Below are 11,436 nucleotides of genomic sequence, written 5' to 3' on the forward strand. Positions count from 1 at the left end.
TGTGCGTGAAACGGGCGCGGCGGCCTGCACCACGCCCGCTCAGAATCCGAATTGGGCCCGCCCCTGGAACACGTTGAACCGCCCTCGCTGTCCGTCGCGATCCAGGATGCCGTGCCCGTAGTTGAACTCGATCCGCCAGTGCTCTTCCGGATACCAGGAAATCGCGCCCGTCAACCGCGACATCACGCCCCCGTCAACGGCACCATCGGTCAGATCGACGTAGGAATACCGTCCCGACACTTCCCATGCGCCGGTCCCGACGTGGCCAAAGCCGAACGGCGAGCGCGGCTTGAACTTGCTGACGTAGTGTCCATCCTCGCGGTTGAAGGTTCGGTGCTCGCCGGTCAGGAAGTGCGACGCGCCCACGAACCCGCCGTAAAAGAGCGGATTGCCAACGGTCGGCGCATTGACGGGCGTCAGCATCAGCTCGCCAAACACCTGCGTCGGCCCGCTCATCGCCATCAACTCGAACTGCGTGGTAGTGGAATGATTCCCCTCGAATTTCGTCGTGTCCACGAAGTACGGAGCCTGGTTGGTCTCCGGCCGGCTGCGGTACTGGAGTGTTCCGTCGGTCTTCTCTTTGTAATAGACCCCGCCCGCGACGCTCACGACGGTCTGGTCCGCATCACGATCGACGGGCACGAACTCGAACCGGCCCGTGTATTGACTCCCGTTGGCTGAGAAGGAGCGGTCGTTCATGAACCAGTCGTTGAACGCGCCGGCCGAATATGTCGCGCGGCCATTGGCGAACGAACGGTGCAGACGCAGGCCGATGTTGCGCTGCGGGATGAACGCGTTGGCCGCGCCGCTGCGCTCCATGAAGATCCAGTCGGCGCCGGGCATGATCCACTCCTGGGATACCCCGACCTTCTGCCTCCCGACCTTCACGCTCCCCAGCCACGACGTGAGCGGGATGTCTACGGCGATGTCCATCCAGGAAAATTTGGCGTCCGGCTCCGCGTCCAGGCCGTTGTAGTTGGTACCGACGAAGTAGGTCCACGGCTTTGGAAACTTGATTTGCCCAGAGATATAGAACCGATCGGCGCGAGGCTCCCCTTTGGCTGGCACGTGGCCGACCTGCTGCTCGTTGGTGCTGTCCTGGGTCATGGCCATGCCGTCGAACATCAGCATCCAGCCCCATTTCGCACTGATCGCCTTGTTCTCGAACGAGAGCCACGTTTCCTCGAACGACTCCTTCTTCTCGGGCGGGGGCGGCTGGGCCTCGGCCGCGGCATGCGCGGGTGCCGGCGTCCCGCTGTTCGCCGAGGACGGCAACGCTGTTGTCTGCGCCGTGAGCGCCGCATTTGCCCAGAGCAGCATCGTCGACAGCGCGGCGATCCGCACGCGGTAAGTCACGCGGACCTATTCCCCCAGCAGCGTCGCGCTCAACGCCATGAGCCCCATGACACTCACGATCGAGGCGACGATGATGGCTGTCGAGCGGTGTGCGATGCCGAACTCATCGCGCAGCAGCCTGGTGCTCCGGCGATGATCCATGGCTCCGAGCACGAGTGCAGCCAGGCCTGTGCCGATCATGGTCATGCCGAAGACACGAGGGCTGAGGAGCCGATGCGCGCGAAGGCCCTGGCCCGTTTCGAACTCGAAGAACTTGTAGATCGTAAAGCCGAACGAGATCAGTGAGGTCGCGGTCCGGATCCACGCCATCAGCGTGCGCTCGTCAGCGAGCCACGTGCGGTCGGCTGCGAGCCGGGTCCCGACGTCTGGATGCCGAGCCGCCAAGCTTCCGGAGTCAGGGCTCGATGTCTGTTCCACTTTTCCTGCCCCATGTATGACCTGAATCGTGACGGAGCGTGTCTTCGATGGTCGTGATTGCCAGTCGAATGAGCACTATAAAGATCAGGGGCACCGCGACCACTGCCCTTAGGGGAAGGTTGGATGTTCGGTTGACAACGGCTGTCATCATCGAGATGAGCGCGCGCCGTGTCAGCGATGCGGTCACGTGTATATTGTCGGTGGCATGATGCCCGAACCCGTCGTCCACATCGTCGACGACGATGCGTCCTTTCTGGCAGCGACCGCCCGGCTGCTGCGGGCCAGCGGGTTCGTGGTCAAGACCTTTGCGTCGGCGGCAGAGTTCCTCGCGCAGCGGAGAGACGACGAGCCGGGCTGCCTGGTCACTGACGTGCGGATGCCTGGCATGAACGGCCTCGAACTTCAAGCGGCCCTGGCCCAGTCCGGCCATCCGCTCGCGACCCTCTTTCTCACCGGCCACGGCGACATTCCTTCGAGCGTCCGCGCGATGCGCGACGGGGCGGAGGACTTCCTGGAGAAGCGTGCGGCGAAGGAGCTGCTCCTCGAGGCCGTGGCGCGCGCGCTCGCCCGAGACGCGCGTGAGCGTGAGGCCCGCGCCAGGCGAAGTGATCTGCGCGCGCGCTTCGACGCGCTCACGCCGCGGGAACTCGAAGTGCTCGGCCATGTCGTGCGCGGCCAACTGAACAAGCAGATCGCGGGCGATCTCGGCATCCATGAGCGGACGGTGAAGCTGCACCGCACGGCCATCACGACGAAACTCCGCGTGCAATCGGTCGCCGAGCTCACACGGCTGACCGAGGAAGCGGGCCTCTTCACGGCGCAAGCGCCGCCCTTCCCGAAAGGGTAGTGGTCCGCGTACGCGCACGCCCTTTGTGGTGCCGTTAACCTGCGATACATCGTGTTCGCCGGAATGTTGCACCCGTAGTTCAACTCGTTCCGCCAATACTCTTCGGATACCCCGCCATCGGCGCGCTGCTCTTTCACCGGCGGTTCACGCCGTTCGAGCACACCAGCGTGATCATCACCACGAATGAGATCTTCGCTGAATGGGCCTGCGTCTCCTCAGGAAAGTCGCGTCGTTCCTTCCCCTAAGGGTCGTAGCGCGGCCCGATCCACCAACCGTATAGTGCCCACCGTCAACTCGGAGAAACGGATGACTGCCTCAGTGACGCACTTCGAAAATTCATGCCGGCGGCGGAGCATGGACAAGACGCTGAAGAACCCAGGCATGCTGCCCAATCGCGCCGACAACGATCGCGGCTCTGCGGCCAGGGAGACCGATGGCAAGGAGCGTCCAGCCTCAGACATCCGACGGCGTTCTGCATGACGCCGCCACCGGCGGTGGCGACGAAGTGAAATGCGGCCCGTCCTCTATTCGAGGACCGGCCCCTACTCTCGCAAGGCTCAGGAGACGTGAAAATGGCCGTAACCGACAACGAAGAAGCCAGCGGTCCCTGGGACCACCTGGCGCTCGCCAAGTTTCGTGAGTGGGACCCGGTCTTCATCGATCAGTGCCTCACGATGTCCGCTGACCCGTGGACCCGCGGCGTACTACCGCGTAAGGACGTCGAGCTGATCAGCGTCGCGGTGAATGCCGCATGTACGAACATGAGTGCCGGTGGCACCCGGCGCCATATTCGCAGCGCACTCGAGTCCGGAGCGACCCGCGAAGAGATCCTGATGGTTCTCAAGATCGCGTCTCTCCTATCGATCCATACGTTCAGCCTGGGCGCCCCAATTCTTCTGGAAGAAGCCAAAAGGGCCGGTGTGAAGCTGGCGCCGAAGGGACCGGCGGCGACACCTGTCTGCGACAAGATGGAAGCCGCGGGTCAATGGAATGCGGCTTGGGATGGGTTCTTCGAGATCGACCCAGCATGGACGGAAGCCATCATCGCCGCGAGTCTTCCCGTCTACACCAGCGGGGTCTTCACGCCCAAGCTGGCGGAACTACTGAGCATCGCCGTCGATGCGTCGATCATTCACATGTACGCGCCCGGAACACGCCGGCACATCCAGACCGCCCTGAAGCTCGGCGCGACGATGGAGGAGATCATGGAAGTGCTCAAGATCTGCGTTGCCGCAGGTATGCAGGCGAGCAATCTCGGTGTCCCCATCCTGGCCGAGGAGCTTCAACGTGCGGGGCATCCACGTGGCTGAATTCATTGGGGTGGGACATGAGCTGCGCGCCCCGATTCGAAGCCCTCAGGCCGGCGAGTTCGAGGTGCTCGGCCACGTCGTCCGAGACAGGCTGAACAAGCAGATCGCGCGATCTCAGCATTCATGAGCGGACGGTGAAGCTACACCGCACGGCCATCACCACGAAACTCCACGTGCAATCGGTCGTCGGGTTGACCGAGGAAGCGGGTCTCTTCGCGGAATCAGCGCCGACCTTCCCCAAAGGGCTGTAGTCGGCGACGTCCCGGCTCGCTATATTGCCCTCGTCATGATGATTCGCATACGGTCGGGCACGCCCGTCGCGTTGATCCTGGCGGCCCAGACCGTCCTCGCCGGCTGCGCGAGCAGCAGCGCGACGTCCGCACCGGCCAATCGCCCGCCATCGGCCACCGGCGGCGCTTTCGTCTGGCAGGATTTGGTGACCACCGATGCGCCGGCGGCGCGCAAGTTCTATAGCGCACTCCTCGGCTGGGAGTTCAAGGACGTCAGCCGCGCCGGGCGGCCTTACTTGATCGCCACCACGGCCACCGGACCTGTGGGGGGACTGGTGGATGTCCGCAGCATCAAGGATGCGGCCTCCCAATGGGTCAGCTACGTGACGGTCGCCGACATCGATCGGACGGTCCAGCAGGTGGAGGCCGCCGGTGGAAAGATCCTCGCGCCGCCGACCGCGACCGGCGCAGGCCGCGTGTGCGTCATGGCGGATCCGCAGGGGGCTGCCATCGGGCTGCTGCAACCGACGGCAGGCGTGCCCGCTCTTCCGGCCAGCCCGGCGACGGCTCATTTCTTCTGGCGGGAGTACCTGGCGCAGGACGCCTCCAAAGCGCTTGCCTTCTACAAGGACGTGCTCGGCTATGAGGCGACCAGTACGGACCGCGGGCAGGGCCTCGAGTACTTCGTGCTGCGTCGCGACCGGCCGCGGGCCGGCCTCTTTCAGTTGCCCGCCTCGGCCAGCCAGGTGCGACCGAACTGGCTGCCGTACGTCCTCGTGGACGATCCCGCGGCCCTCGCCGCGAAGGCAACCAGCCTTGGCGGGCGCATCCTCCTCAGTCCGTCCCCCGATCGCCGCAACGGCACGCTTGTCGTCGTCGCCGATCCGACGGGCGGCGTCGTCGCCCTGCAGAAATACCCCCTGTGACCAGGGGCGGAGTCATCCGGCTTTTCGAGAGGTGTTTCGAATGCATCTGCGCACGTGGCTCAACCGCACATTTCTTCTCGCTGGAGTCTTCACGATCGCGCTCGCGAGTTCGGGTTGCGATGTCGCAGTCGGCGTTGGCGTCGGCTACGGATACCCGGGCGCCTGGGGCGGTCCGTACGGGGGCGGCTACATCGGCGGGCCGGTTTATCGGTGAGCCGCGATCCGACAGGTCCAAACGCGGTTCAGGACACAACTGATCCATGAAGCCCCTGCTCGAAGCGATTCAGCGCAACAGGCTGCTCTGGCTGCTGGCTTTCGTGCCGGTGGTGTTCGCCGCCCGACAGGTCAATCACGAGGCGCACACGCGGCTCTTCGTGCTGTCCGTGCTGGCTATCGTGCCGTTGACCGTGCTCCTGAGCCAGGCCACCGAATCCGTCGCTGCCAAGACCGGCGATGCCGTCGGTGGCCTGCTGAATGCCACGCTCGGAAACCTGGCAGAACTGGTGATCGCGCTGGCTGCCCTGCGCGCCGGGCAATACACGCTGGTGAAGGCGTCCATCGCCGGCCCGATTGTCACCAACACGTTGTTCATCCTCGGTGCGTCGTTTCTGCTTGGCGGACTCAAGCACCACGAGCAGGAATACAACCGCGTCAGCGCCCGCATGCAGGCGGGCCTGCTGTTCCTGGCCACGGTTGCACTGCTGATTCCCTCGGCCATCTCGCATGCCGACGTCGCGGCGGCGGCGTTCAGCCACAAACTGAGCGTGGGCCTCGCCGTGCTGCTCATCGTCACCTACGGACTGAGCATGCTGTTCTCGCTCAGGACCCACCGCGAGTGGTTTGGCAGCGTGGGACATGCGGAGGCCGGCGAAGCGCCGTGGCCGATGGGCGTGGCCCTGACGACGCTGGCCGGCGTGACGATCCTGGTCGCGCTCGTGAGCGACATCTTCGTCGAGTCGGTGCAGCAGGCGGCCGAGGCGTTCGGGATGACGCCGGCGTTCGTGGGTTTCATCATCGTGGCGCTCGTCGGCAGCGCTTCGGCGATGCCGACGGCGTTCTCAGGCGCGCGCAAGAATCGGCTGGATCTGAGCGTCGGCATCGCACTCGGCAGCGCCTCCCAGATCGCGCTGTTTGTCGCGCCTGTGCTGGTGCTCGTGAGCTATCTGACTGGCCCGGCGCCGATGGACCTGCAGTTCTGGCCTGGCGCCGTGGTGATGATGCTCATCGCCACGATGACCGCCTCGATGGTGACCAACAGCGGGCGCTCGGCGTGGTTCGTGGGTGTCCTGCTGCTGATGGTCTATGCGATCTTTGCCATGACGCTGTACCTGTTGCCACCGCGAGTGGTATGACATCGCCTTCAGCGAACGACGATCGGCCGCCTCTTCGCGACCAGCGGCGGCCTGCCCCAAAGGGTAGTAGTCGACTTCGGCGCAGGCTCTTATAGTGCTCACAGCCGCCGATGCTCCGGCGGCTCAAATGCAACGAACATGATCACTGGCATCGCAGTGTGTTCCGTGCAGGCGGCGCTCGTCGCGGCGCTGCTCGTCCAGCGGTCGAGACGACGGCAGATGGAGCAGGCACTTCGCCCCGCCGAGGCGGCGCTACGTTCGAGTTGCACGGATGCGGAGTACCTGGCTGAACGACTGATCGCCACTCAGGAGTCGGAGCGTTCCCGCCTCGCGCGCTATCTGCACGACAACCTGGGTCAGAAACTGGCACGGTTGTGCATGGACATCCAATGTCTGGACACGTATACATCTCGATCGCCAGCAGAGATCGCGGTATCGGTGTCGCAGCTTCTCGAGTGCGCGACCGACATCACGCGCGATATGGGCTGCCTGGCGCATGACCTGCACCCGCCAAAGCTGGACATCCTCGGTCTCGCGCCCGCCCTCGGAAGCCTCTGCCGCGAGATGTTGCGCCAAGGCCAGCTGCGGATCGAGCCGCATTTTCATGGCGCTCGGGTGTGGTCTGCTCACGAGGCCGGTCGTCAACCCAACTCGCCGACCCCTGCAGGGATGACTGGCTAGAAAATGAGCGTCGCCGAACCCGTCTACGTAGCCGTCGTGGATGACGACGACAACTTCTGCCGCTCGCTCAGCAGACTGTTGCGCGCGGCGGGCATGCAGTCGATCACCTATGGCTCGGCGGAGGCCTTCCTCGCCGACACGAAACATCCGCGGTTCGACTGCCTGGTGCTCGACGTCAATCTCGGAGGCATGTCGGGTATCGAGTTAGGCCGGCGTCTCGTGGCAGAAGGCCGTTCGGCGCCCTTCATCTGCATTACCTCCCTGGACGATCCGGGAGTCCGCGCGGACGCGGAAGCGGCGGGCTGTTCTGCCTTCCTCCGGAAGACCGACGCGGGTGTGCTCGACGTCATTCGCCGCGTCGCGCTGTGAATCGCGTCGGCCGGGCCTCGCGTCGATCCTTCCCCTAAGGGCAGTAGACGGCGCATCCCGTCGTTGCTACTTTGCGTGCCGCGCCCCTCGAAACCACAGCGAAAGCCAAGGAGAACCGTTATGTCCCACAGGGAAGACGACAGAACCCGGGTGACCGGATCAACGACATCGGACCGAGCCGATGGCCGTCCGGATCCGTTTGACCCCGCCGAGCAGCGGCTGCCCGAGATTCCGACCGGCTTCGATCGCCGGAAGTTCCTCGTGCGCGGCGCCGTCATCACCGCGGCCGCCGTCATGACCGGCTGCACGAAGACGGAAACCGAAGCCAATGCCCCTCCGCCGGTTCCCGCGGCACCCGCCCAGGCCGCGCCTGCCGTGCCACTGTCCGCCGACCTGGAGGTCGTGAAGAAGTCCAAGGGACCCGTGATGACGGTGTTGGACGAGTTTTACAAAGTGGGGCCGGGTCCCTCGAGCTCGCACACGATCGGCCCGATGCGAATCACCTACGACTTCTACCAGCGGAGCACGAAGCTCCCGGCGGATCAGCTCGCGAAGGCCACCGGACTGAGAGTCAACCTGTTTGGCAGCCTCAGCGCGACGGGCAAAGGGCACGGCACCGAGCGCGCCGCACTCGCGGGATTGATCGGCAAGGAACCAGCCACGGTCGATCCGAAGTTCCTCGATAGCTTGATCACCAATCCTGACCAGACGTTCCCGGTGAAGCTTGGCGACAAGACTGTCAACGTCACGCTGAAGGACGTTATCTACGACGCGACCAAGGGGGATTTCCATCACCCGAACACCATGACGTGCAAGCTGCTGGCCGGCAATGACGTGCTGCTGGAGCAGGAGTACTACTCGGTGGGCGGCGGATTCATCGAGTGGAAAGGCTACACGCCGCCGAAGAAGAACGCGCCGAAGTACCCGTTCTCGACGATGAAAGAGTTGCGGGAGCACGCGGACAAGAACAAGTTGACGATCGCGCAGGTGATGCTGGCCAACGAGATGGCGATCCCTGGCAAGACCGAGGCGGAGGTCTGGGCCTTTGTCGACAAGATCATCAACGCGATGAACGCGACGGTGAAGTCAGGCCTTGCCGTATCGGAGGACGACGTGTTGCCCGGGCCCATCAAGCTGCACAGCAAAGCGGCGACGGTCTACAAACGCGCCATGACCCAGGAGTTCCAGGCGGACCGCGGCATTGCCGTCATTTCGGCCTACGCGCTCGCGGGCTCCGAAGAGAACGGACGTGGCCACCTCGTGATCACCGCGCCGACAGGCGGCTCCGCCGGAGTCATGCCGGCACTGGTTCACGCGCTGGGCGAAGGTGGTCGCAAGCTGTCCCAGGACAAGATTCGCGATGGCATGCTTGCGGCGGCGGCCATTGGCTACCTGTGCAAGCACAACGCGACGCTCTCGGCTGCCGAAGGCGGCTGCCAGGCGGAAATCGGCGTCGCCTCGGCAATGGCGGCGGCCATGCTCGTCACGGCATACGGCGGGGATGCCCGGGTCGTCGAGAACGCCGCAGAGTCCGCGCTGGAACATCACCTCGGCATGACGTGCGATCCGGTGGCCGGGTACGTCCAGGTTCCGTGTATCGAGCGATGCGCATTCGGCGCGGTCAAGGCATGGACGGCCTATCTGATCGCCACCAATGAGATCGCCAGCCGGCATCGGGTCGATCTGGACGCCACGATCACGGCGCTCGCTCAGACCGCCAAGGACATGAACAGCAAGTACAAGGAGACGAGCGAGGCGGGGCTGGCCCTGTCTGTCACGCTCTGCTGACATGCGCACGTCAACGATCGTCGTGGCCTTGCTCGGAGTGTTGTGTGCCGGACTTGCGTTCGGCGCCGACAAGAAAGTCATCATGCCGCCGGGGGCCAAGCCTGGCGGCAACTACAGTCCGGGCATTCTGATTGACGGGACGCTCTACATTTCGGGTCAGGGCGGCGAAGACGCCGCGGGAAAGATTCCCGGCGACTTCGATGCTGAAGTGAAGCAGAGTCTCGACAATATCGGAGCGGTCCTACAAGCGGCGGGCATGACGGCGGCCGACGTCGTCAGCGTGCAGGTGTACTTGACGGACGGGGCCAAATTTCCGCGCATGAACGCGGTGTACACGAGCTATTTCAAGGACCCACGGCCGACGCGGACCACCGTCGTCGTGGCCAAGCTCGTGGGACCGGGGAACGTCGAAATCACGGTGACCGCTAGAAAGTAGCGACGGCTGATGGACATTGAACTGACGTCGGCGTTCCCCACGCTCATCGGCCGGATGCACGTGCCGGACGCCGACGCGATGAACCAGGAACTGCGGGCAATCATCCTGGCGGAGGAGGTCACGTACGGGAGTCTGGGTCGCAGCAATGTCGGCGGCTGGCATTCGAGACCGGACTTCCTCCGCCGTTCGGAGCAGGCGGTGGCCGGCTTGACCACGTGGATCACGTGGGCCGTGCGCAAGATGATCGAGGCCTCGGCTGGCGCCGGAACGTTCAAGGGCACACTCTCGCTGTCGGCGTGGGCGGCGATCTGCCGAGCGGGTGCCTACCATGCGCCACACGTTCATCCGGACAGCGCGTGGTCCGGGGCGTACTACGTCGACGCCGGCACGAGTCATCCGGACACTCCGCTCGCTGGCGTGCTGGAGTTTCTCGATCCTCGTGGCGGCGCGGAGACGGTGACGGCTCCCGGGGACCCGTACGGAGAACCGCTTCGAGTACGGCCCGAATCGGGGCTGCTCGTTGTCTTCCCGAGCTGGCTCTCTCACTGGGTGCACCCGTATGCGGGTCAGACGCCGCGCATCGCGGTCTCCTTCAACGTGATGCCGACGGCGGCCCCGGCGGTCGACGCGCCCATCGCCCAGGCCGTCGCGGAGACCACATCCTAGCGGCCCATCGACAGCCGCGCGCGACTTCCTCGTCGAACAGCAGCAAACGATAACTCTGCGCGTCCGAGACGCGTCAGGAAAGGTGTGTGTCAATGAAGCGATTCATCGCGGCAATTCTGCTGATCGGTCTCGGCGCCTCGACCGCTCGAGCCCAGGATCAGTCGGCGGCGCCGGAGCCAAAGTCGTCGATGGAGATCTACGGCTTTGCCATGCTGGACATGGGGCACGACTTCAAGCAGATCAATCCGGATTGGTACGACACGCTACGGGTGACCAAGCTGCCGGCGTTCAAGGACGAGTTCGGCAGGGACAACAGCACGTTCGCCGGCGTGCGACAGAGCCGGCTCGGGTTCAAGACGTCGACCCCGACGAGTCTGGGCGAGCTCAAGACGATTTTCGAGTTCGAGTTGTTCGGTACGGGAGTGGATTCCGGTCAGACGACGTTCCGGCTTCGCCATGCGTGGGGTGAGTTGGGTCACTTCGCCGCCGGCCAGTACTGGAGTCCGTTCACCGATCCGGATGCGTTCCCCAACTCGCTCGAGTACTGGGGGCCGACCGGCCTGGCATGGTACCGCAACGTCCAGGTCCGCTGGACGCCGATCGCGAAGGAGCACAGCAACCTGATGTTCGCGCTCGAGCGCCCCGGCGCCAGCGGCGACCAGGGCGTCTACGCCGATCGTATCGAACTGCAGAACATCAAGGCCCGCTTCCCGATTCCGGACGTCACGGTCGCCTACAAGTCGACCCAGCCGTGGGGCTACGCGCGGGTCGCGGGCCAGGTGCGCAAGATCGATTGGGACGACACGCTCGACGACACGTTGGACCTCTCGGGCGGCACCACCGGCTGGGGCATCAATCTGTCGACCAACCTCAAGGCCGGCAAGAAGGATGTCATTCGCGGGGCGTTCGTCGTGGGGGCAGGCATCGAGAACTCGATGAACGACTCGCCGATCGACATCGGCATCGAGAACAACTTCCAGAACGCCGTCACCCCGATCGTCGGCAAGGCCCTGCCGATCACCGCCCTGAGCCTCTTCGTGGACCACTCGTGGAATGCG

Annotated in this window: 12 protein-coding genes and 1 pseudogene; 11 read left to right on the forward strand and 2 right to left on the reverse strand. The window is 64.6% G+C overall.

All coding sequences use genetic code 11. The features are described 5' to 3' along the window. Window positions 1-39 precede the first annotated feature (39 nt). Window positions 40-1,356: a porin gene (locus tag VGI12_02005; GenBank protein HEY2431417.1), complete on the reverse strand. Its 1,317-nt coding sequence runs from the start codon at window positions 1,354-1,356 to the stop codon at window positions 40-42. A gap of 6 nt (window positions 1,357-1,362) precedes the next feature. Then, entirely contained in the window at window positions 1,363-1,773 is a 411-nt protein-coding gene (locus VGI12_02010; protein ID HEY2431418.1) for a DUF202 domain-containing protein, read from the reverse strand. A 205-nt stretch (window positions 1,774-1,978) separates the two neighbouring features. Here VGI12_02010 and VGI12_02015 point away from each other — a divergent pair, with 205 nt between their 5' ends. From VGI12_02015 to VGI12_02065, 11 genes and pseudogenes are all read left to right on the forward strand, one after another. Further along, the gene (locus VGI12_02015) at window positions 1,979-2,620 is read left to right on the forward strand and encodes a response regulator (protein HEY2431419.1); all 642 of its coding nucleotides are present in this window, start codon (window positions 1,979-1,981) and stop codon (window positions 2,618-2,620) included. A gap of 572 nt (window positions 2,621-3,192) precedes the next feature. Next, complete coding sequence (locus VGI12_02020; GenBank protein HEY2431420.1) at window positions 3,193-3,930, forward strand: carboxymuconolactone decarboxylase family protein; 738 nt, start codon at window positions 3,193-3,195, stop codon at window positions 3,928-3,930. Between the two features lie 116 nt (window positions 3,931-4,046). Further along, window positions 4,047-4,181 (forward strand): annotated as a pseudogene (locus VGI12_02025) (hypothetical protein). Between the two features lie 35 nt (window positions 4,182-4,216). Next, window positions 4,217-5,086, forward strand: coding sequence for a VOC family protein (locus VGI12_02030; protein HEY2431421.1), 870 nt, complete (start codon window positions 4,217-4,219; stop codon window positions 5,084-5,086). A gap of 260 nt (window positions 5,087-5,346) precedes the next feature. Next, a complete protein-coding gene (gene cax / locus VGI12_02035; protein HEY2431422.1) occupies window positions 5,347-6,438 on the forward strand; it encodes a calcium/proton exchanger in 1,092 nt (363 codons plus the stop codon). Between the two features lie 138 nt (window positions 6,439-6,576). Then, the gene (locus VGI12_02040) at window positions 6,577-7,119 is read left to right on the forward strand and encodes a histidine kinase (GenBank protein ID HEY2431423.1); all 543 of its coding nucleotides are present in this window, start codon (window positions 6,577-6,579) and stop codon (window positions 7,117-7,119) included. Between the two features lie 3 nt (window positions 7,120-7,122). After that, window positions 7,123-7,488, forward strand: coding sequence for a response regulator (locus VGI12_02045; protein ID HEY2431424.1), 366 nt, complete (start codon window positions 7,123-7,125; stop codon window positions 7,486-7,488). 261 nt (window positions 7,489-7,749) lie between these two features. Continuing rightward, window positions 7,750-9,276, forward strand: coding sequence for an L-serine ammonia-lyase (locus VGI12_02050; protein ID HEY2431425.1), 1,527 nt, complete (start codon window positions 7,750-7,752; stop codon window positions 9,274-9,276). 1 nt (window position 9,277) lies between these two features. Continuing rightward, window positions 9,278-9,712 (forward strand): RidA family protein, encoded by a 435-nt coding sequence (locus tag VGI12_02055; GenBank protein ID HEY2431426.1) that lies wholly within the window; start codon window positions 9,278-9,280, stop codon window positions 9,710-9,712. Between the two features lie 9 nt (window positions 9,713-9,721). Further along, on the forward strand, window positions 9,722-10,378 hold the full coding sequence (locus VGI12_02060) for a 2OG-Fe(II) oxygenase family protein (protein ID HEY2431427.1): 657 nt from the start codon (window positions 9,722-9,724) through the stop codon (window positions 10,376-10,378). 92 nt (window positions 10,379-10,470) lie between these two features. After that, window positions 10,471-11,436: DcaP family trimeric outer membrane transporter (locus VGI12_02065; GenBank protein HEY2431428.1), on the forward strand; the 966-nt coding region annotated here is incomplete at its 3' end.

This window comes from Vicinamibacterales bacterium, assembly GCA_036496585.1.
Lineage (GTDB): Bacteria > Acidobacteriota > Vicinamibacteria > Vicinamibacterales > 2-12-FULL-66-21 > JAICSD01.

Coding starts and splice junctions, on each gene's coding strand:
- VGI12_02015 (HEY2431419.1), top strand. CDS start 1,979: ATGATGCCCGAACCCGTCGTCCACATCGTCGACGACGATGCGTCCTTT.
- VGI12_02020 (HEY2431420.1), top strand. CDS start 3,193: ATGGCCGTAACCGACAACGAAGAAGCCAGCGGTCCCTGGGACCACCTG.
- VGI12_02030 (HEY2431421.1), top strand. CDS start 4,217: ATGATGATTCGCATACGGTCGGGCACGCCCGTCGCGTTGATCCTGGCG.
- cax (HEY2431422.1), top strand. CDS start 5,347: ATGAAGCCCCTGCTCGAAGCGATTCAGCGCAACAGGCTGCTCTGGCTG.
- VGI12_02040 (HEY2431423.1), top strand. CDS start 6,577: ATGATCACTGGCATCGCAGTGTGTTCCGTGCAGGCGGCGCTCGTCGCG.
- VGI12_02045 (HEY2431424.1), top strand. CDS start 7,123: ATGAGCGTCGCCGAACCCGTCTACGTAGCCGTCGTGGATGACGACGAC.
- VGI12_02055 (HEY2431426.1), top strand. CDS start 9,278: ATGCGCACGTCAACGATCGTCGTGGCCTTGCTCGGAGTGTTGTGTGCC.
- VGI12_02060 (HEY2431427.1), top strand. CDS start 9,722: ATGGACATTGAACTGACGTCGGCGTTCCCCACGCTCATCGGCCGGATG.